Origin of the sequence: Modestobacter sp. VKM Ac-2986 (assembly GCF_026967795.1) — a bacterium.
In the GTDB taxonomy this organism is placed as follows: Bacteria; Actinomycetota; Actinomycetes; order Mycobacteriales; family Geodermatophilaceae; genus Modestobacter.
The window spans coordinates 84,729-105,078 of the sequence record NZ_JAPVBH010000002.1 but is presented as its reverse complement, the minus strand read 5'-3'; the positions used below and the strand labels follow the sequence as shown (position 1 = coordinate 105,078).

General features: G+C 75.4%; 25 protein-coding genes. 19 read left to right on the top strand and 6 right to left on the bottom strand.

The annotated features are described in order from the left end of the window. Positions 1 to 38 precede the first annotated feature (38 nt). From rpe to O2W14_RS04710, 8 genes are all read left to right on the top strand, one after another. Positions 39 to 704, top strand: a complete 666-nt coding sequence (rpe, locus tag O2W14_RS04745) for a ribulose-phosphate 3-epimerase (RefSeq protein ID WP_269174931.1) — start codon at positions 39 to 41, stop codon at positions 702 to 704. After that, positions 701 to 1,753, top strand: a complete 1,053-nt coding sequence (ribD, locus tag O2W14_RS04740; RefSeq protein WP_269174930.1) for a bifunctional diaminohydroxyphosphoribosylaminopyrimidine deaminase/5-amino-6-(5-phosphoribosylamino)uracil reductase RibD — start codon at positions 701 to 703, stop codon at positions 1,751 to 1,753. The genes rpe and ribD overlap by 4 nt, the downstream gene beginning before the upstream one ends. A gap of 1 nt (position 1,754) precedes the next feature. After that, positions 1,755 to 2,372, top strand: a complete 618-nt coding sequence (locus O2W14_RS04735) for a riboflavin synthase (RefSeq protein WP_269174929.1) — start codon at positions 1,755 to 1,757, stop codon at positions 2,370 to 2,372. After that, positions 2,369 to 3,649, top strand: a complete 1,281-nt coding sequence (locus O2W14_RS04730; RefSeq protein ID WP_269174928.1) for a bifunctional 3,4-dihydroxy-2-butanone-4-phosphate synthase/GTP cyclohydrolase II — start codon at positions 2,369 to 2,371, stop codon at positions 3,647 to 3,649. The genes O2W14_RS04735 and O2W14_RS04730 overlap by 4 nt, the downstream gene beginning before the upstream one ends. 70 nt (positions 3,650 to 3,719) lie before the next feature. Beyond that, positions 3,720 to 4,229, top strand: coding sequence for a 6,7-dimethyl-8-ribityllumazine synthase (gene ribH, locus O2W14_RS04725; RefSeq protein WP_269174927.1), 510 nt, complete (start codon positions 3,720 to 3,722; stop codon positions 4,227 to 4,229). Continuing rightward, positions 4,226 to 4,489, top strand: coding sequence for a phosphoribosyl-ATP diphosphatase (locus O2W14_RS04720; protein ID WP_269174926.1), 264 nt, complete (start codon positions 4,226 to 4,228; stop codon positions 4,487 to 4,489). Before ribH ends, O2W14_RS04720 begins: the two co-directional genes overlap by 4 nt. Positions 4,490 to 4,570: 81 nt before the next feature. Then, positions 4,571 to 5,437 (top strand): ATP phosphoribosyltransferase, encoded by an 867-nt coding sequence (hisG, locus tag O2W14_RS04715; protein ID WP_269174925.1) that lies wholly within the window; start codon positions 4,571 to 4,573, stop codon positions 5,435 to 5,437. A gap of 250 nt (positions 5,438 to 5,687) precedes the next feature. Further along, complete coding sequence (locus O2W14_RS04710; protein ID WP_269174924.1) at positions 5,688 to 6,152, top strand: SSI family serine proteinase inhibitor; 465 nt, start codon at positions 5,688 to 5,690, stop codon at positions 6,150 to 6,152. A gap of 21 nt (positions 6,153 to 6,173) precedes the next feature. On the opposite strand, the gene O2W14_RS04705 is transcribed toward O2W14_RS04710, so the two are convergent. After that, positions 6,174 to 7,082, bottom strand: a complete 909-nt coding sequence (locus O2W14_RS04705; RefSeq protein WP_269174923.1) for a DUF2877 domain-containing protein — start codon at positions 7,080 to 7,082, stop codon at positions 6,174 to 6,176. Positions 7,083 to 7,629: 547 nt separating this feature from the next. Between O2W14_RS04705 and O2W14_RS04700 the strand changes: the two genes are divergently transcribed. Both O2W14_RS04700 and O2W14_RS04695 read left to right on the top strand, forming a co-directional pair. Continuing rightward, a complete protein-coding gene (locus tag O2W14_RS04700; protein WP_269174922.1) occupies positions 7,630 to 9,504 on the top strand; it encodes a PucR family transcriptional regulator in 1,875 nt (624 codons plus the stop codon). A 188-nt stretch (positions 9,505 to 9,692) separates the two neighbouring features. Continuing rightward, entirely contained in the window at positions 9,693 to 10,451 is a 759-nt protein-coding gene (locus tag O2W14_RS04695; RefSeq protein WP_269174921.1) for an SDR family NAD(P)-dependent oxidoreductase, read from the top strand. A 3-nt stretch (positions 10,452 to 10,454) separates the two neighbouring features. Here the strand turns inward: O2W14_RS04695 and O2W14_RS04690 are convergent, their stop codons facing one another. Beyond that, on the bottom strand, positions 10,455 to 10,853 hold the full coding sequence (locus O2W14_RS04690) for an SRPBCC family protein (protein WP_269174920.1): 399 nt from the start codon (positions 10,851 to 10,853) through the stop codon (positions 10,455 to 10,457). Between the two features lie 37 nt (positions 10,854 to 10,890). Then, positions 10,891 to 11,067, bottom strand: coding sequence for a hypothetical protein (locus O2W14_RS04685; RefSeq protein ID WP_269174919.1), 177 nt, complete (start codon positions 11,065 to 11,067; stop codon positions 10,891 to 10,893). Positions 11,068 to 11,073: 6 nt separating this feature from the next. Here O2W14_RS04685 and O2W14_RS04680 point away from each other — a divergent pair, with 6 nt between their 5' ends. Both O2W14_RS04680 and O2W14_RS04675 read left to right on the top strand, forming a co-directional pair. Further along, on the top strand, positions 11,074 to 11,352 hold the full coding sequence (locus O2W14_RS04680) for a hypothetical protein (protein WP_269174918.1): 279 nt from the start codon (positions 11,074 to 11,076) through the stop codon (positions 11,350 to 11,352). A gap of 106 nt (positions 11,353 to 11,458) precedes the next feature. Then, on the top strand, positions 11,459 to 12,364 hold the full coding sequence (locus tag O2W14_RS04675; RefSeq protein ID WP_269174917.1) for a DMT family transporter: 906 nt from the start codon (positions 11,459 to 11,461) through the stop codon (positions 12,362 to 12,364). A gap of 19 nt (positions 12,365 to 12,383) precedes the next feature. Here O2W14_RS04675 and O2W14_RS04670 read toward each other — a convergent pair whose 3' ends face one another. Then, positions 12,384 to 12,704 carry an ArsR/SmtB family transcription factor gene (locus O2W14_RS04670; RefSeq protein WP_269174916.1) on the bottom strand — a complete coding sequence of 107 codons (321 nt, stop codon included), beginning with the start codon at positions 12,702 to 12,704 and terminating at the stop codon, positions 12,384 to 12,386. Between the two features lie 94 nt (positions 12,705 to 12,798). On the opposite strand from O2W14_RS04670, the gene arsM reads away from it, so the two are divergent. From arsM to O2W14_RS04650, 4 genes are read left to right on the top strand one after another with little or no spacing between them, the layout of a single operon-like run. Beyond that, entirely contained in the window at positions 12,799 to 13,542 is a 744-nt protein-coding gene (gene arsM, locus O2W14_RS04665) for an arsenite methyltransferase (RefSeq protein ID WP_269174915.1), read from the top strand. After that, entirely contained in the window at positions 13,539 to 14,651 is a 1,113-nt protein-coding gene (arsB, locus tag O2W14_RS04660; RefSeq protein ID WP_269174914.1) for an ACR3 family arsenite efflux transporter, read from the top strand. Before arsM ends, arsB begins: the two co-directional genes overlap by 4 nt. Then, positions 14,648 to 15,055 (top strand): arsenate reductase ArsC, encoded by a 408-nt coding sequence (locus tag O2W14_RS04655; protein WP_269174913.1) that lies wholly within the window; start codon positions 14,648 to 14,650, stop codon positions 15,053 to 15,055. Before arsB ends, O2W14_RS04655 begins: the two co-directional genes overlap by 4 nt. After that, complete coding sequence (locus O2W14_RS04650) at positions 15,052 to 15,612, top strand: GNAT family N-acetyltransferase (protein WP_269174912.1); 561 nt, start codon at positions 15,052 to 15,054, stop codon at positions 15,610 to 15,612. The genes O2W14_RS04655 and O2W14_RS04650 overlap by 4 nt, the downstream gene beginning before the upstream one ends. 204 nt (positions 15,613 to 15,816) lie before the next feature. On the opposite strand, the gene O2W14_RS04645 is transcribed toward O2W14_RS04650, so the two are convergent. Beyond that, positions 15,817 to 16,581 carry a DUF998 domain-containing protein gene (locus tag O2W14_RS04645; RefSeq protein ID WP_269174911.1) on the bottom strand — a complete coding sequence of 255 codons (765 nt, stop codon included), beginning with the start codon at positions 16,579 to 16,581 and terminating at the stop codon, positions 15,817 to 15,819. Between the two features lie 98 nt (positions 16,582 to 16,679). Here O2W14_RS04645 and O2W14_RS04640 point away from each other — a divergent pair, with 98 nt between their 5' ends. Next, on the top strand, positions 16,680 to 17,012 hold the full coding sequence (locus O2W14_RS04640) for a YnfA family protein (protein WP_269174910.1): 333 nt from the start codon (positions 16,680 to 16,682) through the stop codon (positions 17,010 to 17,012). 1 nt (position 17,013) lies between these two features. On the opposite strand, the gene O2W14_RS04635 is transcribed toward O2W14_RS04640, so the two are convergent. After that, the gene (locus O2W14_RS04635) at positions 17,014 to 17,424 is read right to left on the bottom strand and encodes a hypothetical protein (RefSeq protein ID WP_269174909.1); all 411 of its coding nucleotides are present in this window, start codon (positions 17,422 to 17,424) and stop codon (positions 17,014 to 17,016) included. Positions 17,425 to 17,510: 86 nt separating this feature from the next. Between O2W14_RS04635 and O2W14_RS04630 the strand changes: the two genes are divergently transcribed. Beyond that, the gene (locus O2W14_RS04630; protein ID WP_269174908.1) at positions 17,511 to 19,079 is read left to right on the top strand and encodes a Mur ligase family protein; all 1,569 of its coding nucleotides are present in this window, start codon (positions 17,511 to 17,513) and stop codon (positions 19,077 to 19,079) included. A gap of 57 nt (positions 19,080 to 19,136) precedes the next feature. Next, positions 19,137 to 20,348: an MFS transporter gene (locus tag O2W14_RS04625; RefSeq protein ID WP_269174907.1), complete on the top strand. Its 1,212-nt coding sequence runs from the start codon at positions 19,137 to 19,139 to the stop codon at positions 20,346 to 20,348. The last annotated feature ends 2 nt before the right edge of the window (positions 20,349 to 20,350 follow it).

Below are 20,350 nucleotides of genomic sequence, written 5' to 3'. Positions count from 1 at the left end.
CGATCGGGCGCGGCGGACCAGGCACCTACGATCACCGCGTGGCACAGGAACCGATGATCGCGCCCAGTCTGCTGTCCGCCGACTTCGCCCGGCTCGCCGACGAGGTGCAGCGGATCACCGACGCCGACTGGGTGCACGTCGACGTCATGGACGCCCACTTCGTGCCCAACCTGACCCTGGGCCTGCCGGTCGTGCAGGCCATCCAGGCGGTGAGCCCGGTGCCGCTGGACTGCCACCTGATGATCACCGACCCCGAGCGCTGGGCCCCCGGGTACGCCGAGGCCGGTGCCCGCAACGTCACGGTGCACGCCGAGGCCTGCACCGACCCGCGCGCCGTCGCCCGCGACCTGCGGGCCGCCGGTGCGCTGGCCGGGCTGGCGATCAAGCCGGGGACGCCGCTGGAGGCCTACCTCGACGTGCTGCCGGACTTCGACACCCTGCTGGTGATGACCGTCGAGCCCGGCTTCGGTGGGCAGTCGTTCATGGCCGAGACGATGAGCAAGGTGAAGGAGGCCCGCCGGCTCGTCGACACCGGGCACCTGCAGCTCTTCGTCGAGGTCGACGGCGGGATCAACGCCGACACCATCGAGCAGGCCGCAGCGGCCGGCGCCGACGTCTTCGTCGCCGGTTCGGCCGTCTACGGCGCCGACGACCCGGCCGCGGCGATCCGGGCGCTGCGGGCCAAGGCCGCCGCGGCCCGGTGAACGCCGTCGAGCAGGCGGCGATGGCCCGCGCCCGCGAGCTGGGGGAGCGGGTGCTGGGCACCACCAGCCCGAACCCGCCGGTCGGCGCGGTCGTGCTCGACGCCGACGGCGCGGTCGCCGGGGAGGGCGCCACCTCACCGGTCGGCGGCCCGCACGCCGAGGTGCACGCCCTCGCCCAGGCCGGCGAGCGCGCCCGCGGCGGCACCGCGGTGGTCACCCTCGAGCCCTGCGCGCACACCGGCCGCACCGGGCCGTGCGCCGACGCGCTGCTCGCCGCCGGCATCGCCCGGGTCGTCGTCGCCGTCCCCGAGCCCACCGCGCTGGCCGTCGGCGGGGCCGCCCGGCTGCGCGCCGCCGGGGTCGACGTCGAGCTGGGCGCCGAGCAGCAGGCCGCCGAGGACGGCGCGCTGGCCGGCTGGCTGACCGGGGTGCGCGAGCACCGCCCGCAGGTCGTGTGGAAGGTCGCCACCACCCTCGACGGCCGGGTCGCCGCCGCCGACACCACCAGCCGCTGGATCACCGGACCGGCCGCCCGCGCCGAGGTGCACCGGCTGCGCGCCACCTGCGACGCGGTCCTGGTCGGGTCGGGCACCGTGCTGGCCGACGACCCCCAGCTCACCGTCCGCGACGCCGACGGCCGCAACGCCGACCGGCAGCCGCTGCGCGTGGTGCTGGACCGGCGCGGCCGGGTGCCGGCCACCGCCCGGGTGCACGACGACGCGGCCGCCACGGTGGTCAGCCGCGCCGCCGACCCGGCTGCCCTGCTGGCCGAGCTGTTCGACCGCGGCGTCCGCCGGCTGCTGCTGGAGGGCGGCCCCACCCTGGCCGCGGCGTTCCTCGCCGCGGGCCTCGTCGACGAGGTGGTGCTGCACCAGGCGCCGCTGCTGCTGGGTGACGGTGCACCCATGGTCGGCGGCCTGGGAATCGCCACGATCACCGGTGCGCTGCACCTGACGATCACCGACGTCACCCGCCTGGGCGGGGACGTGCAGATCCGGCTGCGGCCCACCCGGCACACTGGTGGGCCGACGACCGGCGGAGGGAGCTGACGTGTTCACCGGCATCGTGGAAGAGCTCGGCACCCTGGAGGTGCGTGAGGACGGCGCGGACAGCGCCGTGCTGCGCATCCGGGCCCGCAAGACCCTGGACGGCGTCGCCCTCGGCGACTCGATCTCGGTCAACGGCGTGTGCCTGACCGTGACCGGCGTCCAGGGCGACGCCGACGGCACCAGCGTGTGGAGCACCGACGTCATGGCCGAGACGCTGCGGCGGTCCAGCCTGGGCGCCACCGGCGTCGGCGACGCGGTGAACCTCGAGCGCGCCGTCACCGCCGAGACCCGCCTGGGCGGGCACATCGTGCAGGGCCACGTCGACGGCGTCGGCACCGTCGTGTCGCGCACGCCCGGCGACCAGTGGGAGGTCGTGCGCATCGCCGTCCCGGTGGAGCTGGCCCGCTACGTGGTGGAGAAGGGCTCGATCACCGTCGACGGGGTCTCGCTGACGGTCAGCGCGCTGGCCGACGAGCCCGAGCCGTGGTTCGAGGTCAGCCTGATCCCCACCACGCTGCGCGAGACCACGCTGGGCGCCCGCACCCCGGGCAGCCCGGTCAACCTGGAGGTGGACGTCATCGCCAAGTACGTCGAGCGGCTGCTGGGGGCACGTCGATGAGCGAGCTGCGGCTGGACACCATCGAGGACGCCATCGCCGCGATCAAGGGCGGGCGGCCCGTCGTCGTCATCGACGACGAGGACCGCGAGAACGAGGGCGACCTGATCTTCGCCGCCGAGCTGGCCACCCCCGAGGTCGTCGCCTTCACCGTGCGCTACACGTCGGGCTACATCTGCGTCGCGGTCAGCGAGGCCGACGCCGACCGGCTCGACCTGCCGCCGATGTTCCGGGTCAACCAGGACCGCCGCGGCACCGCCTACACCGTCACCGTCGACGCCCGCGAGGGCGTCACGACCGGCATCTCCGCCGTCGACCGTGCGCGCACCATCCGCGTCCTGGCCTCGGCCGAGGCGACCTCCGGCGACCTGGCCCGTCCTGGCCACGTCGTCCCGCTGCGCGCCCGGGACGGCGGGGTGCTGCGGCGCCCCGGTCACACCGAGGCCGCCGTCGACCTGGCCGTGCTGGCCGGGCTGCGGCCGGCCGGTGCGCTGTGCGAGGTCGTCAGCGAGCAGGACCCCACCGGCATGGCCCGCGGTGCCGAGCTGCGTGAGTTCGCCGACGCCCACGACCTGGTGATGGTCTCCATCGCCGACCTGATCGCCTACCGCAAGCGCTTCGACAAGCTCGTCGAGCGGGTCGCCGAGGCGCGGGTGCCGCTGCGCGCCGGGGAGTTCACCGCGGTCGGCTACCGCAGCTCCTACGACGAGCGCGAGCACGTGGCCTTCGTCTACGGCGACATCGCCGACGGCGAGGACGTGCTGGTGCGCGTGCACTCCGAGTGCCTCACCGGCGACGTCTTCGGCTCGCTGCGCTGCGACTGCGGCCCCCAGCTGGACGCCGCGCTCGCCGCCGTCGCGGTCGAGGGCCGCGGCGTCGTGCTCTACATCCGCGGGCACGAGGGCCGGGGCATCGGCCTGCTGCACAAGCTGCAGGCCTACCAGCTCCAGGACGCCGGCGCGGACACCATCGACGCCAACCTGGGCCTGGGCCTGCCCGCCGATGCCCGCGACTACGGCACCGGCGCACAGATCCTGGTCGACCTGGGCATCCGCACCATGCGGCTGCTCACCAACAACCCGACCAAGCGCGCCGGCCTGGAGGGCTACGGCCTGAAGATCACCGGCCGGGTCGGGCTGCCCACCCACGTCACGGCCGACAACATCGGCTACCTGCGCACCAAGCGCGACCGGATGGGCCACCTGCTGGAGATCATCGAGCCGGAGTCCGTGGTCGAGCCCGCCGTGCCGGTGCGGCGCTCCGAGGAGCAGCCGCTGTGATCGGCCCCGCCACCCGCACCGGGCAGACTGCACTGTCGACCCTGGCACCAACCCACCACGAGGAGCACCCATGAGCGGGGCCGGAGCACCGGGCCAGCAGCCGATCGACGCCACAGGACTGACCCTGGGCATCGTGGCCGGCACCTGGCACCGCGAGATCGCCGACTCGTTGCTGGCGCGGGCGGTCGCCTGCGCCGAAGCGTCGGGCGTGCCCTCGCCGACCGTCGTGCGGGTGCCCGGCGCCCTCGAGCTGCCGGTGGTCGCCCAGGCGCTGGCCGCCACCCACGACGCCGTCGTCGCCCTGGGTGTCGTCGTCCGCGGCGGGACGCCGCACTTCGAGTACGTCTGCGACTCCTTCACCGCCGGCCTCACCCGGGTGGCGCTGGACTCCGGCAAGCCCGTCGGCAACGGCGTGCTCACCACCGAGGGCGAGCGGCAGGCCCGCGACCGGGCCGGCCTGGACGACTCCGGTGAGGACAAGGGCTGGGAGGCCGCCGCCGCCGCGCTGCAGACCGCACTGGTCCTGCGCGAGCTGCGCACGCCCAAGCAGGGCACCGGTTTCGGGGTGACCCCCGCGTGAAGACCTTCGACGAGCTCTTCGCCGAGCTGAGCGAGAAGGTCGCCGCCGGCGACCCGGCCTCGGGCACCGTCACCGCCGTCACCGACGGCGTGCACGCCGCCGGGAAGAAGGTCGTCGAGGAGGCGGCCGAGTCCTGGATGGCCGCCGAGTTCGAGGACGAGCAGCGCACGGCGGAGGAGATCAGCCAGCTCCTCTACCGGGTGCAGGTGCTGATGCTGGCCCGTGGCCTGTCCCTGGCCGACGTCTACGCTCACCTCTGAACGAGGACCCCGCTGCCCCCCGCAACGAGCAAGCTCGCGGCGGGTCCCTGCAGCGGGGCCGAACGACCTGAGGAGTCTGCTGTGCTGCGCGTCGCCGTCCCGAACAAGGGCGTCCTGAGCGAACCCGCTCAGACGATGCTCGCCGAGAGCGGCTACCGGCAGCGGCGCAGCCTCAAGGACCTCGCGGTCTACGACCCGGAGAACGACACCGAGTTCTTCTACCTGCGCCCGCGGGACATCGCGATCTACGTCGCCGCCGGCACGCTGGACGTCGGCATCACCGGCCGCGACATGCTGCTGGAGACCACCCCGACCGACGGCGCCGGGGCGGTCGCGGCCGAGGTCATGCCGCTGGGCTTCGGGCGGTCCTCCTTCCGGTTCGCCAGCCCCGCGGACTCCGCCATCGACGAGGTGGCCCAGCTCGAGGGCAAGCGGATCGCCACCGCCTACCCGGGGCTGCTGCAGCGGTTCCTGGACTCCACCGGCATGAAGGCCGAGGTCGTCAAGCTCGACGGCGCGGTCGAGACCGCCTGCCGGCTCGGTGTCGCCGACGCCGTCTGCGACGTCGTGGAGACCGGGACGACGCTGCGGGCGGCCGGACTGCGGATCATCGGCGAGCCGGTGCTGTCCAGCGAGGCCGTGCTGGTGCGCCGCGAGGGCGCCGACGAGATCCCGGCCGTGGCCCAGCTGCGCCGGCGGCTGCAGGGTGTGCTGGTCGCCCGGCGGTATGTGATGCTCGACTACGACTGCCCCAACGACCTGCTCGCCCGGGCCACCGCGATCACCCCCGGGCTCGAGGGCCCCACGGTCAGCCCGCTGCACACGCCCGGCTGGTCGGCGGTGCGCGCGATGGTCGGCAAGGACGACACCAACCGGGTCATGGACGACCTCTACGAGCTCGGCGCCCGCGCCATCCTCGTCACCAGCATCGCCGCCTCCCGCATCTGAGGCCGCTGCCCGCTGCGGTCGTCCCGACGACCGTCACGGGTGGTCCGCCGCGACATCGAGCCCTGCCCCCACCTGGGGGCAGGGCTCGACTGTCTCCGCACGTGGTCCTGGCGCCGGTCGTGAGCCCGTCGACGGGGAGCTCTCCGCCCACCGGGCGGCGGGGCGTCGTCGGTGCCTCCCTCGGGGCGGCGCCGTCCCGGTGCGGGTCGTGTCTCGGCCGACCGCGTGCCGGACGCGGCATGCTGGGGGGATGCGCCGCATCGCCGTCCCGGTCCTGCTGCTGTCGTCCGTCCTGCTCACCGCCTGTGGCGGGTCGTCGACGACGGGAGCCGCGTCCGCGCAGGCGTCCAGCTCCGCGGCCGTGCCGAGCGACCCGGCCGCCTCCGGCGAGCCCGCCGACGGCGAGCTGGTCGTCGAACTGGTGCCCGAACAGGGCGAGGCCGCGCAGACCTACCGGCTGTCCTGCGCCGACCAGCCCACCGGGGACCTGCCCGACCCGGCCGCGGCCTGCGCCCAGCTGACCGGCCAGCCCGACCCTTTCGCAGAACTCCCGGCCGACACCATGTGCACCCAGCTGTTCGGCGGCCCGCAGACCGCACGCGTCACCGGCCGCTGGGCGGGGGAGCCGGTGGACCTGGCGCTCTCCCGCACCGACGGGTGCCGGATCGCCCAGTGGGACCGGCTCGGCGCGCTGCTGCCCGGTCCGACCGGCTGACGCCGACCGGACCGGGGAGGCTCAGCGGGGCCGGCCGGTCCGCTCGACCAGGTCGATCGCGGTGCACAGCCCCAGGGCCAGCGCCCGGCCACTGGTCGAGCCGCTGCTCAGCAGGGCCCGGATCGCCGGGACCAGGGGACCGTCGCCGACCATCGCGCGCAGCACGGCGGCGTACTCCCCGGTGACCCGCCCGGCCGCGGCGTGCCGCAGCAGGGCGCGGGACAGCTCGGTGGTGCGCCCGGCGGCCAGGCCGGTGACCCCGCTGGCGAAACGCTCGGCGGCCGGGTGGCCCAGCAGCACCAGGCCGGCGGTGGTGCCGGCCAGCACGTCGTCGCCCACCGGGGTGAGGCCCGGGCCCTCGCCGATCAGCCGGGTCGCGGTGCGCAGCGCCGCGTCCAGGTCGGCGCGGCGGACCGCTCCGCGCAGCGCGGCGAGCGGGCCGCTGGGGCCACCGGCCAGCCCGGGCAGCACGAAGGCGCTGTGCGGGACGCCCTCGCCGTAGAGCGCGGCCCGCAGCTCACGGACGCCCTCGGGCAGCAGCGCCGGGCGGGCGGTGGGCAGCTTGGGGCGCGGGTCCCACCACGCGGCCGCGCTCACCGTGAGGTCACCGACGACGAGCCGGCCACCACCGACGACGGCCGGGGCGCCGCTGGGCGCGGAGACCAGCGGGCGGCCGTTGGACGGGCGGAACAGGATGCAGCCCAGCGGCAGCCGGGCGGCGTCGGAGGTCAGCACGCCGACCACCTCGGGCCCGGAGGGCGTCGGCACGGTGACGTACAGCGCCGTGGGCGCCGACAGCAGCACCGTGCCCTGGCGCAGCGGGCCACGGAGCAGCTCGGCCACCCCGGTGCTCGCCTGGGCCGGCACCGACGGACGCGGCGCGGGCACGAGACCCGACGACGCACCCCCGGACAGGTGCAGCGTCGGCATGCCGGCACGGGCAGCCCGGCCCGGGCGTCCCGAGCGCGGCGCCGGCGCCGGCGCCGAACGCCCGGCCTCGGACGGGGCGAGGCCCCGCGTCGCGGTCGATCGTGGTGCGGCGGTACGGCGTGGGCCGGTACCGGCCCTGTCCTCGCTGGTCGCGGCGTCGCCCTGCCCGCCGGTGCTCTCGTCGATCGTGCGCATCTGACCTCCACCCCCGTGCGGTCGCCGGCAGCGGTCGATGTGCCGACTGCCGTCCCGGTCTGTGCTCCCGGGCGGCCGGCACCGACCCCCTCGAGCGCGGGGCCGCCTACCATCCGGTCGGGACACAGGTCGGAAGGACGAACGTATGTGGCGCGTCCCTCAGACCTGTATGGCGATTCTCGCCAAGTGTGGGTTCGCGCGTCCAGAGACGTCTGACAGAATCTCGCCGAGTTCTTCGTGACACGGCGTTTTGGGGGTACGTACAGTGACTGATCGTGAGACGTCCGTGACTTACGTTGCACACAGCGACCGGGCGGCTACGTTCAGCAGCGTCCCGCCGTCCGCGGAACCGGTGCTCTCGCAGCTGCCCCCGGCCGACCGCACCGCCCTGCAGGACAGCATGGGGCTCACCGTCGACCAGCTCCTGGACCTCCCGGGCCTCACCGGGACGATCGTCGTCGGCGGTGCCACCGGCACTCGGCGCATCGTGCGGCACGTCGTCGTCGAGGAGCCCAACGACCCCCTCGGCAGCGCCGGCCCCGACGTGCTCGTGGTGCTCGCCGGCCGGCTGGGCTCCCGTGACGCCGTGCAGAGCCGCGCGGTGATCGAGCGCCTGCACCGCGCCGGCAGCGGCGCGCTGGCCTTCCGGTCCGAGGGCGGGCAGGGCAACGCCGCCGGCGAGGTGCCCGCCGAGGTGCTGGCCGAGGCCGACCGGCGCGGGTTCCCGGTGCTCGCGCTGCCGTCGTCCACCCGGCTGGACGAGGTCGTCGCCGAGGTGCTCGGCGCGATCATCGACAAGCAGACCCAGGCGCTCAGCCTCGCCAACCGGATGCACAACCAGTTCATCGACGTCGCGCTGTCCGGCGGTGGGCTGGCCGAGGTGACCACCCAGGTGTCGACCTTCCTGGCCGGTGCGGCGGTGCTGGGGCTCGGGCCGGACCGCGAGGTGGCCACCGACGCCGGCCCGCAGGAGGAGGTCACCGAGATCCGCGACTGGCTGTGGCTGCTCGACGCCGCCGCCGACGACGCCTTCGGTGACCTGACCCCGGCCCGCAGGCTGTCGGGCAACCGCGCCGACCAGAGCGTGGTCACCCCCGCCGACGTCCTGGCCGACGCCGACCTGTCCCCGGCCGACGGCATCCTGCTGGTGCCCGGTCACCACGAGCTGCCCGGCGGGGTGGGGGAGTACGCCGTCGCCCCGATCATGGCCGGCGAGCAGCGGCACGGCTGGCTGGTCGCGGTGAACCGGCACGGGCCGATGCTGCTCGGCGCCGGTGCGGTGCTCGAGCAGGCCGCCGTCATCGCGGCACTGTCGGAGATCCGGCTGCAGGCGGTCCACTCCGTGGAGCTGCGGTTCCAGGGCGACATGGTGCGCCGGCTCGTCGGTGGCTCCTTCGCCCACACCGAGCGGGCGCTGGCCTACGCGCGGTCCTTCGGCTGGCGGCTGGACGGCCCGGTCGTCGTCCTGGTGACCGCCACCGAGACCGTCGCCGACGCCGGGGCGGACCCGACCCGCGCGCTCGACGTCCTCGACCGGCTCGCCGACGGCTGGCGGTCCGCGGTCGACAGCGAGGTCGCCGGTGCCGCCGTCGCGGGCCTGGCCACCGAGATCGTCACCGTGCTGCCGCTGGACGGGCGCACCCCCGAGGAGCTCTCCGGGCTGGTAGCGGCGGTCACCGCCCGGGTCAACGCGCGGTTGCGCCGGGTCGGCCGGCTGCTGGGCACCGGCATCGGCCGCCCGGCGGAGTCGCTGCAGGTGCTGGGCGACGCCTACCAGCAGGCCCAGCGCGCCCTGGTCGTCGGCCAGGAGATCCACGGCGGGCACGCGGTCACCCACTTCGACCAGCTGGGCGTCTTCCGGTTGCTGTCGCTGATCCCGGACAGCTCCGAGCTGCGCTCCTACGTCGACGAGGTGCTCGGCTCGCTGGCCGACTCGACCGACCCGGACTCCGTCGACCTGCGCGACACGCTGCGCGTGCTGCTGGAGACCAACCTCAACGTCGCGGAGTCCGCGCGCCGGCTGCACTTCCACTACAACACGATGCGCTACCGGATCGGCAAGCTGGAGCGGATGCTCGGGCCCTTCACCACCGACCCGACGCTGCGGTTGAACCTGCTGCTCGCGCTGCACGCCGCCCGGATCCGCGGCCTGGACCAGCCGCACCGCCCGCCGGTGGAGAGCGTCGCCGCCGCCGTCCTGGACGACGGGCTCGAGTCGCTCGTCTGATCGAGGACCCCTCCCTCCCTGCCACGAGCGAGCTCGCGGCGGGGAGGGAAGGGGCCGGTCGATGACCGCTGCGGACGCCGTCCGCACGGGGTGATGCGCTGCGCAACCAGTTCGTGCGTGCCGGGGGCGCCGGACGGGCACCGGGGGCCCGGGGGCCGCGTCCGGCGGCCCGGAGGAGGCGCATCCGCATGACCGAGAACACCCGCCCGCTCGAGGGCAAGGTCGCCCTGGTCACCGGGGCGTCGTCGGGCATCGGCGAGGCGACCGCGGTCGCCCTGGCCGAGGCCGGCGCCGCCGTGGCGATCGGCGCCCGCCGCAGGGACCGGCTCGACGCCCTGGCCACCCGGCTGCGCGACGGTGGCGCCCGGGTGCTCCAGCTGGACCTCGACGTCACCGACGAGGCGCAGTGCACGGCGGCGGTCGCCCGCACCCGCGAGGAGCTCGGCGGCCTCGACGTCCTGGTCAACAACGCCGGCGTCATGCTGCTGGGCACCGTCGTCGGGGCCGACCCCGAGGACTGGCGCCGGATGATCCAGACCAACGTCCTGGGCCTGATGTACATGACCCACGCCGCGATCGAGGGCATGGTCGCGCAGGGGTCCGGGGACGTCGTGAACATCTCCAGCGTCGCCGGCCGGACGGCCCGCCTCGGCGCCGGTGTCTACAACGCCAGCAAGTGGGCGGTCAACGCGTTCAGCGAGTCGCTGCGCCAGGAGGTGACCGAGCGCGGGGTGCGGATCTCGCTGGTCGAGCCCGGCGCCGTGGCCACCGAGCTGACCGACCACATCACCCAGGCCGAGGCGAAGGAGGCGGCGAAGAAGATGTCGACCGAGATGACGCCGCTGCAGGCCGAGGACATCGCCCGGGCGATCACCTACGTGGTCACCCAGCCGCCGCACGTAGCGGTCAACGAGGTGCTGGTGCGCCCCACCGCGCAGCAGCGCTGAGCCTCACCCGCCGGCCTCGACCGCCCGCTTGAGGGTGGCGAGGTCGGCGGTGACCGCCGCGGCGTCGGCGGCGAACTCCGCGTCGGTCATCGCCGGCGCGCGGCGCAGCGTGAACACGACCTCGCAGCCCGCCCCGTGGGGCAGCACGCGCAGCGGGTTGGTCACCGTGGTGCCGTCGGGCAGCGTCACGTCGTGGTCCAGGACGCCGAACGGGTTGCGCTCGGCGAAGCGGACGACGACCCGCCCCATCGGGGAGTCCGCCACCCACTCGCCGTCGACCTCGGCGATGCCGCCGGCCAGCCCGGCCGCCCACGCGGGCAGGTGGGCGGGGTCGCGGGCGTAGTCGTAGACCTCGGTGGCGGGCCGGTCGACCGACACGGCCAGGTGCAGGGACTCGCTCATGCCGGCCATCCTGGCCCGGGGCACCGCCGGTCGGGGCCTACGGCTGCCCGGCGGCCAGGGCGTCGACGGCCCGGTCGAGCAGCTCACCCAGCAGGTGCTGCTCGCCCGGGGTCAGCACGTCCAGCTGCGGTGCGACCGCGTGGAAGGCGACGGTGGCGGCCATCGGCCCGGACCCCGCCACGGCCGGGGCGTCGGTGAGGACCTCGCGCAGCACGGGCCGGTGACCCTGACCGCGGGCGCCGCACCGACCTTCGCCGACGTCGCTGCGACCGCCGCCGAGGTGGCCGGGCGCCCGGTCGAGCGCGTGCTGGTCGACCCCGAGGAGTGGGTCGCCGGCCAGGTCGCCGGCGGGACGCCGGAGTTCGTGGCCCGCTTCATGCTGGGCATGTACTCCGCCGCCGAGCAGGGCTTCTTCGCCGGCGTCGACCCGCTGCTCGGGGAGCTGCTGGGCCGTGAGCCGCGCACCGTGCGCGACCTGCTGGCCGCACCGGCGCGCTGACCCGACCGCGTCGGGACTGCCTCCGGTCGCAACGGGACGGCCAGTCCCGGGTGCGGTGGCCGGATCCCGCCAGAGGACGTCGCCGGCGCCACCTAGGGTCGGCGACGTGCCCTCCACCCCGCGCGTCCCACTGGTCCTGCTCGCCGTCTCGGTGACGGTGCTGGCCTGGGCCTCGGCGTTCATCGGCATCCGCGCGGTCGGTGCGGACCTCTCGCCCGGCGCGCTGGCGCTGGGCCGGCTGGCGGTCGGCACCCTCGTGCTCGGCCTGCTGCTGGCCCCGCGTGGCTGGGTGCGGCCGACCGCGGGGGAGTGGCGGCTGCTGGCCGTCTGCGGGGTGGGTTGGTTCGGCGTCTACAACGTGGCCCTCAACGCCGCCGAGCAGCACCTGGACGCCGGCACCACCGCGATGCTGGTCAACATCGGCCCGGTGCTCATCGCCGTCTTCGCCGGGCTGCTGCTGGGTGAGGGGTTCCCGCGCTGGCTGGTGATCGGGCTGGCGATCGCCTTCTGCGGCGTCCTGCTCATCGGGTTCGCCACCCGCGAGGCGGGGGCGGACCTGCTCGGCGTCGTCCTGTGCCTGGTGGCCGCGCTGACCTACGCGATCGGCGTGGTGTCGCAGAAGCCGCTGCTGCGCCGGCTGCCCGCGCTGCAGGTCACCTTCACCGCCTGTGCCATCGGCGCGCTGTGCTGCCTGCCCTGGGCCGGGGCGCTGGCCGCCGACCTGGGTGCGGCGCCGGCGTCGTCGGTGCTCGGCATGGTCTACCTGGGGGTGGTGCCGACGGCGCTGGCGTTCAGCACCTGGGCCTACGCGCTGGGCCGGATGGACGCCGGCCGGCTGGCGGTCACCACGTACCTGGTCCCGCCGATCGTGGTGCTGCTGGGCTGGGCGCTGCTGGACGAGGTGCCGCCGGGTCTGGCCTTCGTCGGTGGCGCGGTCTGCCTGCTGGGGGTGGCGGTGTCCCGGCGGCGGGTGCGCCCGCCGGTGCCGGTGCCCGCCGAGGCGACCGCGTGAGCGGTCAGGGCGTGGACGGTCAGGGCGTGGAGAGCACCCGGGCGAGGTCGGCCAGTGCGCCGGGCACCAGGGCGTAGTAGGCCCACACCCCGCGCTTGTCCCGGGTCATCAGCCCGGCGTCGACGAGCACCTTGAGGTGGTGGGAGACCGTGGGCTGGGAGAGCCCGACCGGCTCGGTGAGGTCGCAGACGCACGCCTCGCCGCCGTGCGCGGCGACCAGCGACACCAGCCGCAGCCGGGTCGGGTCGGCCAGTGCCTTGACCGTGCGGGCCAGCGTCTGGGCGTCCTCCGCCGACAGGGGGGCGCCCTGCAGGGGCGAGCAGCAGGCGACAGCGGTCATGCGCCCATCGTGCCGCAGACATTGACATCCGTCGATCCCCTCGGTCACAGTTGCCCCCGACGAGGCATCGACGGACGTCGATGGAGGAGGAGCGATGAGCGAGCTGCGTGAGCAGGTTCGGGAGCGGTACGCCGCGATGGCCCGCGAGGTCACCGACGCCGGGTGCTGTGAGACCCAGGCGGGTCCCCGGCCGGTCGAGGTCGACGAGCGCTTCGGCGCCGGGCTGTACGACGACGGTGAGACCGACGGCCTCCCGGCGGAGGCGGTGGCGGCCAGCCTGGGCTGCGGCAACCCGATGGTCGTGGCCGACCTGCGGCCCGGCGAGCGGGTGCTGGACCTCGGCTCCGGCGGCGGGATCGACGTCCTGCTGTCCGCCCGCCGGGTCGGGCCGACCGGCTTCGCCTACGGCGTGGACATGACCGAGGAGATGCTCGCCCTGGCCCGGCAGAACGCCGAGGCGGCCGGCGCCACCAACGTCGAGTTCCGCCGCGGGGAGATCGAGGCGCTGCCCTTCCCCGACGCCAGCGTCGACGTGGTCATCAGCAACTGCGTGGTCAACCTGTCCACCGACAAGGCCGCCGTCCTCGCCGAGGCGTTCCGGGTGCTCGCCCCCGGCGGGCGCCTCGGCATCTCCGACGTCGTCGCCGACGACGTCCTGACCCCGGCCGAGCGGGCCGCGCGCGGCAGCCACGTCGGCTGCATCGCCGGTGCACTGTCGATCAGCGAGTACACCGAGGGACTGCTGGCCGCCGGCTTCACCGACCCGGAGGTCGTGCTCACCCACCCGGTCGCCGACGGCATGCACGGTGCGGTCGTGCGGGCGGGCAAGCCCACGTGAGCGACGTCGTCGGCGACCTCGCCCGCCCCGCTCCCGACGCCCCGGTCCTGGCCCGGCTCTCGCGGCTGGACCGCTTCCTGCCGGTGTGGATCCTCGCCGCGATGGCCGCCGGGCTGCTGCTGGGCCGGTTCGTCCCCGGCCTGGACGACGCGCTGGACGCCGTCCGGGTGGGCGAGGTCAGCCTGCCGATCGCGCTCGGGCTGCTGCTGATGATGTACCCGGTGCTGGCCAAGGTCCGGTACTCCGAGCTGGACCGGGTGACCGGTGACCGCCGGCTGCTCGGCGCCTCGCTGGTGCTCAACTGGCTCCTCGGCCCAGCGCTGATGTTCGCCCTGGCCTGGCTGCTGCTGCCCGACCTGCCCGAGTACCGCACCGGACTGGTGATCGTGGGCCTGGCCCGCTGCATCGCGATGGTGCTGATCTGGAACGACCTGTCCTGCGGTGACCGCGAGGCCGCCGCGGTGCTGGTGGCGATCAACTCGGTGTTCCAGATCGTCGCCTTCGCCGCGCTCGGCTGGTTCTACTTGCAGGTGCTGCCCGGCTGGCTGGGCCTGTCGACCACCTCGGCGGAGTTCAGCGTCGGGGCCATCGTGGTCAGCGTGCTGGTGTTCCTGGGCATCCCGCTGGTCGCCGGCTTCCTCACCCGCACGATCGGGGAGCGCACGAAGGGCCGGGACTGGTACGAGTCCCGGTTCCTGCCGCGGATCGGCCCGGTCGCGCTCTACGGCCTGCTGTTCACCATCGTGATGCTCTTCGCGCTGCAGGGGGAGGCCATCACCGCAGCACCCTGGGACGTCGTCCGCATCGCGCTGCCGCTGCTGGCCTACTTCGCGCTGATGTTCGGCGGCTCGTTCGCCCTCGGCCTGCGGCTGCGGCTGGGGTACGCGAAGACGGCGACCCTGGCCTTCACCGCCACCGGCAACAACTTCGAGCTGGCCATCGCGGTGGCCATCGGCACCTTCGGCGTCACCTCCGGTCAGGCGCTGGCCGGCGTGGTCGGCCCGCTGATCGAGGTGCCGGTGCTCGTCGCGCTCGTGTACGTCTCGCTGTGGGCAGGCCGCCGCTGGCTGCCCGACGACCCGACCGTCCCCCTCAGGAGGAACCCGTGAGCACCCCCAGCATCCTGTTCGTCTGCGTGCACAACGCCGGCCGCTCCCAGATGGCCGCCGGCTGGCTGCGGCACCTGGCCGGCGACGCCGTCGAGGTCCGCTCCGCGGGCTCCGTGCCCGGCGACCAGGTCAACCCCGCCGCGGTCGCCGCGATGGCCGAGGTCGGCATCGACATCTCCGACCAGCGTCCGAAGGTGCTCACCACCGACGCCGTCGAGGCCTCCGACGTGGTCATCACCATGGGCTGCGGCGATGCCTGCCCGGTCTTCCCCGGCAAGCGGTACCTGGACTGGGCGCTCACCGACCCGGCCGGCAAGGGGGTGGAGGCGGTGCGGCCGATCCGCGACGAGATCGAGACCCGCATCCGCGGCCTGCTCAGCGAGCTGGACGTCGCCGCCCGGTGACCCAGGCGGCCCTGCGCACCGACCGGCTGCTGCTGGAGCCGCTGGCCGACGCCCACCGCGAGTTCGAGGTGGAGCTGGACGGCGACGCGGCGGTGATGCGGTACCTGGAGCCCCGGCCGCGCACCCGCGCCGAGGTGCTCGCCCGGCACGTGCAGCGGCTCGCGGTGGCCGAGCGGGCGCCCGGGCTGGGGTTCTGGGTGGGCTCCGTGGACGGCGAGCCGGTCGGCTGGTGGCTGCTCGACGTCCCGGAGCGCCCTGACCAGGGGCCCGCCGAGGGGCAGGCCGAGCTCGGCTACCGGCTGCTGCCCCGGTGGTGGCGGCGCGGGCTGGCCACCGAGGGGGCGCGCGAGCTGGTGCGGCACGCCTTCGCCGACCTCGGGCTGCAGCGGGTGTCCGCCGAGACGATGGCGGTCAACGCCGGGTCCCGGGCGGTGCTGGCCGCCGTGGGCCTCCAGCACGTGCGCACGTTCCACCTGCAGTGGGAGACCGCGCTGCCCGGGGCCGAGCACGGCGAGGTCGAGTACGCCCTCACCCGCGAGGCCTGGCTCACCGGCTGACCGCTGCTGCCGGACGTCGAGTGTGCGCTCACCGGGCCCGGAGGAGCGCCAGGACCCCGCTCAGCGCACTCTCGGCGCAGGTGGGCACTCCCGTGACGCGCCCCGGATCCCGCGGTCGGACGCCGAGGGTGCGCGCAGCGGGCTCGGTCCGGCCGAGTGAGCCCGGTGAGCGCACACTCGGCGTCCCGCACCGCCCGGGTGGCGTCAGCGGCGGCGGGGGGCCCAGGGGTCGTCGGGGTCGAAGTCGTCGTCCTCGGCGGTGGCCTGCTGGACGGGCGCGGCCGGCCGGGGCTCGGGGCGGCGCGTGGCGGCGGCCTCCAGGGCGGCGTCGCGGGCGGCGGCCTGCTGGGCGCGCTGCAGCCGGGCGTCCTCGCGCAGCTGGCGGCGGCTCGGCGTCCCGTCGGGGTTGGTCAGCGCCAGCCAGTCGTCCTTCTGGCGCCACAGCGCGACACCGGCGGCGACCAGCCCGATCGGCAGCACGTAGGCGGCGACCCGCTCGGTGCCGCCCTCGCCGAGGAACAGGAACACCGCCGCGCCGAAGAAGATCGTCGCGATGATGCCCAGCAGGCCCAGCACGGCCAGCGTGGTGCCCAGCCCCTCCGAGCGCGGGCGGACGCCGTAGGCCAGCGCGGTCAGCCCGATGCCGCCGCCCAGCAGGTGCGCGCCCGCGGCGATCGCGTGCACGGTGCCGTCCCCGTCGGAGGGGAAGACCCCGACCAGCAGCACGCCGATGCCGGAGACGGTCAGCAGCACCCGGGACAGCCGCCCGCCGGTGCCGGCCAGGCCCGGTCCCAGCAGCAGCGCGCCGGCGATGATGAGCAGGCCCTGGGCGATGAACGAGCCGTTCATCAGCAGCCGGGCCGAGGACCCCGCCGTCCCCAGGTCGCTGATCGTGTCCCGGGTGTAGGAGTAGCCCCCGAACCGGGAGGCCGCGATCGCCTCCACGACGAAGAACTGAAGAGTCAGCACCCATGCGAGTCCGCCCAGGCGGTACCGGCTGTCCGTCACGAGGACCCATGGTCCCAGCCCGGAGGCGACCGCGAGGCCCGGGGCGGCAGAGTGGGGGTGTGACCATCCGCTCCATCGCCCTGTTCGTCCTCGCCGCGCTGCTGGAGATCGGCGGCGCCTGGCTGGTGTGGCAGGGGCTGCGCGAGCACCGCGGCTGGCTCTGGGTGGGCGTCGGGATGGTGTCGCTCGCGCTGTACGGGATGGTCGCCACCCTGCAGCCCGAGGCGGCGTTCGGCCGGGTGCTGGCCGCCTACGGCGGGGTGTTCGTCGCCGGGTCGCTGCTGTGGGCGGTGGTCGCCGACGGCTTCCGCCCCGACCGGTGGGACCTCCTGGGCGCGGCCGTCTGCCTGGCCGGGGTGTCGATGATCATGTACGCCCCGCGCGCCGGCTGACTCAGGTCAGCGCGAGCACGGCGGCGTACTGCTCCGCCGACAGCCACGACGGGTTGCTGCCCGCCGGCATCCGCAGCACCTCGGCGTCCCGCGCGACCGGGTCGGCCAGCAGCTCGGCCCGGTCCACCGGCTCGGCCAGCCGGGTCAGGCGCAGCGGGACCGCGGGGCCGCCGTCGGTCGCGGTGACCGGACCGGTGAGGACGCCGAGGGCGTGCACGCCGGGGCGGTCTCGGCCACTGACCCACAGCAGCACCGGCTGCCCGGCGCCCATCAGCTCCAGCCGGTAGGAGGGGCGCACGCAGCGGTCGAGCTCGGCGGCGCTCCCGGGCAGCCAGCCGGGCAGGACGGCGTCGGGTGGTCGGGCGCTCTTGATCACCCAGCAGGCGACGTCCTCGGTGGTCAGTCGGGCCATGCCCGCAGCCAACCAGTCCCGGATCGGTCGTGCACCGTCCGGTCTCGGGCTGCCGGACTCCTGCGGCTCCCTCTAGCATGAGAACGGTGTCGTTCCCCGGGGTGGTCTGGTCAGCGGTCGAACGGCGTGCCCGCACTGCTGCGACCGGCCCGGTCGTGGCCTCCGGTGCGACCGACGGGCTGGTGCTGCACGGCCTGGTCACCGACTCCCGTGCGGTGACCCCGGGCTGCCTGTTCGCCTGCGTGCGGGGCGGGCGCAGCGACGGTCACCGGTTCGCCGCCACCGCGGTCGCCGCCGGTGCCGCCGCCCTCCTGGTCGACCGGCCGGTCGACGTCGACGTCCCGCAGCTGCTGGTGCCCTCGGTGCGCGCCCAGCTCGGGCCGCTGGGCGCCCTGCTGGCCGGCGACCCGGCCGACCGGCTGCGGCTGGTCGGGGTCACCGGCAGCAACGGCAAGACGACGACCAGCACCCTGGTGCGCGGCGTGCTGCAGGCCGCGGGGGAGTGCGCCGGGGTGGTCACCACCCTCGGTGCGCGGGTCGGTGACCAGACCCGCAGCACCCGGCTGACCACGCCCGAGGCCCCCGAGCTGCACGGCCTGCTGGCCTGGATGCTCGACGCCGGCGCCACCAGCGCGGTGGTCGAGGCCTCCTCGATCGCCCTGGACGTCGGCCGGGTCGACGGCGTGCACGTGTCCGTGGCGATCTTCACCGGCTTCGAGGAGGACCACCTCGACCACCACGGCACCATCGAGCAGTACTGGGCCAGCAAGGCGCGGCTGTTCACCCCCGAGCGCACCGACAGCGCGGTGGTCGTGGTCGACGAGCCGTGGGGACGCCGGCTGGCCGACCAGGCCCGGGTGCCGGTGACCCGGGTGTCGGCCACCGACGACCCGACGGCCGACGTGCGGGTGGTGAGCTGGCAGACCGGCGCGGCGGGCACGAACCTGGTGGTCGAGGACGCCGACGGCCGGCACTGGCTGTCCTCGCCGCTGGTCGGCCGGGTGCACGTGGGCAACCTCGCCGCCGCCTGGGCCACCGGCCGGGCGATGGGCATCTCCCCGCAGACCGTGGCCGCGGGGCTGGCCACCACCGCGCCGCCGGCCGGGCGCAACACCCTGCTGCGCGCGGACGCCGGCCCGCTGGTCGTCGTCGACTACGCGCACACCCCGCGCGCCCTGGCCGCGGCGCTGCAGACCGCCCACGAGCTGACCGGGCCCGGCGGCCGGGTGCACCTGGTGCTGGGCGCCCGCGGCCGGCGCGACCGCTACAAGCGGCAGGGCCTCGGCGTCTCCGCCCGCGCCGCGGACACCGTCTGGCTCACCAACGAGGGCAGCCACGGTGAGCGGCCGGAGTCGATCGTCGAGGAGCTGCGGGTCGGGCTGCTCGGCGGCACCGCCGAGGTGCACACCGTGCTCGACCGCCGGGCGGCGATCGCCGCCGCGGTGCAGGCCGGCGGCGCCGCCGACGTGGTGATCGTGGTGGGCCGCGGTCACGAGACGACGATGACCGACGACGGTGCGCCGGTCGCCTTCGACGACGCGGTCGTGGCTCGCGAGGTGCTCGCGGCCCGGGCCGCCCGGGAGTCGGCACCCAACGTCGTCCGGACCATGACCGGGGTGACGGCCGCGGACCTGGTGGCCGAACGCGCCTCCTGACCCCACCTCCTGACCCCCGCGCCGGTGACCGGGGCGCACCCGGGCAGGCTGGCCCCGATGAGCACGGGGGAGTGGGCCGGGCACCGCACCGGGGAGCCCGGGTTCCGGCGCGCCTCGGTGGCGGTGTTCCTCGCCGGCGTCGCGGTGTTCTCCAGCCTGTACGCCCCGCAAGCCCTGCTGCCGGAGCTGACCCGCTCCTTCGGCGTGACCCCGGCCGGCTCGACGCTGTCGATCTCGGTGAGCACCGCCGCGCTGGCCGTGGGCCTGCTGGTGCTCGGGCCGCTGTCGGACCGCCGCGGCCGCACCGGCATCCTGCACGCCAGCCTGGCCGCCAACGCGGTGCTGGGGCTGCTGATCGCGCTGGCCCCGGCCTGGCCGGTGCTGCTGGTGCTGCGCGGGCTGCAGGGCTTCGCACTGGCCGGGCTGCCGGCGGTGGCGGTGGCCTACCTGCGCGAGGAGCTGCACCCCGGCGTCAGCTCCCGGGCCATCGGGCTCTACGTCAGCGGCACGGCGATCGGGGGGCTGTCCGGGCGGCTGGTCACCGGGTTCCTCACCGAGCTCGGCGGCTGGCGGACGGCGCTGGGCGGGACCGCCGTGCTGGCGGTGGCCTGCGCGGTCGCCGTCCGGCTGCTGTTGCCCGGCTCCCGGCTGTTCGCCCCGGTGGTGCGGCAGGGCCGGCTGCTGCGCCAGCTGGCGCGGGCCTTCACCGACCCGGCACTGCTCGCGCTGTACGGGATCGCCGCGCTGCTGATGGGCGGGTCGGTGGCGGTCTACAACGCGGTCACCTTCCGGCTGGAGGACACCCCGTACCTGCTCACCCCGGCGCTGGCCGGGCTGGTGTTCCTGGCCTACCTCCCCGGCTCGGCCAGCTCCCCGGTCGCCGGGGCGCTCGCCGACCGGTTCGGCCGGCGGCTGGTGGTGCCCGCGACCGTCGTGGTCATGGGCGGGGGGATCGCGCTGACCCTGCTCGACCCGCTGTGGTGCGTCGTGCTGGGCCTCTGCGTGCTGTCCACGGGCTTCTTCGCCGCGCACGGGGTGGCCAGCAGCTGGGTGGCGGTGCGGGCGCAGCTGGGTGGTCGCGCCGTCGGGCAGGCCGCGTCGCTGTACTCGTTCTGGTACTACGTCGGCTCGTCGGTGGCCGGCACGCTGGCCGGCCGGGCCTGGCAGGGCGCCGGGTGGAGCGGTGTCGTGCTGTTGGCCGGCGGGTGCACCGCCGCGGCCGGCGTGCTCAGCGTCGTCCTCGGGCGGACCCGCGCACTGACCCCCTGACG

Excerpts from the sequence above, each read along its gene's own strand:
- O2W14_RS04730 (WP_269174928.1), top strand. The coding sequence starts at position 2,369 with ATGAGCGAGCTGCGGCTGGACACCATCGAGGACGCCATCGCCGCGATC.
- ribH (WP_269174927.1), top strand. The coding sequence starts at position 3,720 with ATGAGCGGGGCCGGAGCACCGGGCCAGCAGCCGATCGACGCCACAGGA.
- O2W14_RS04710 (WP_269174924.1), top strand. The coding sequence starts at position 5,688 with ATGCGCCGCATCGCCGTCCCGGTCCTGCTGCTGTCGTCCGTCCTGCTC.
- O2W14_RS04705 (WP_269174923.1), bottom strand. The coding sequence starts at position 7,082 with ATGCCGACGCTGCACCTGTCCGGGGGTGCGTCGTCGGGTCTCGTGCCC.
- O2W14_RS04695 (WP_269174921.1), top strand. The coding sequence starts at position 9,693 with ATGACCGAGAACACCCGCCCGCTCGAGGGCAAGGTCGCCCTGGTCACC.
- O2W14_RS04690 (WP_269174920.1), bottom strand. The coding sequence starts at position 10,853 with ATGAGCGAGTCCCTGCACCTGGCCGTGTCGGTCGACCGGCCCGCCACC.
- O2W14_RS04670 (WP_269174916.1), bottom strand. The coding sequence starts at position 12,704 with ATGACCGCTGTCGCCTGCTGCTCGCCCCTGCAGGGCGCCCCCCTGTCG.
- arsM (WP_269174915.1), top strand. The coding sequence starts at position 12,799 with ATGAGCGAGCTGCGTGAGCAGGTTCGGGAGCGGTACGCCGCGATGGCC.
- O2W14_RS04635 (WP_269174909.1), bottom strand. The coding sequence starts at position 17,424 with ATGGCCCGACTGACCACCGAGGACGTCGCCTGCTGGGTGATCAAGAGC.
- O2W14_RS04625 (WP_269174907.1), top strand. The coding sequence starts at position 19,137 with ATGAGCACGGGGGAGTGGGCCGGGCACCGCACCGGGGAGCCCGGGTTC.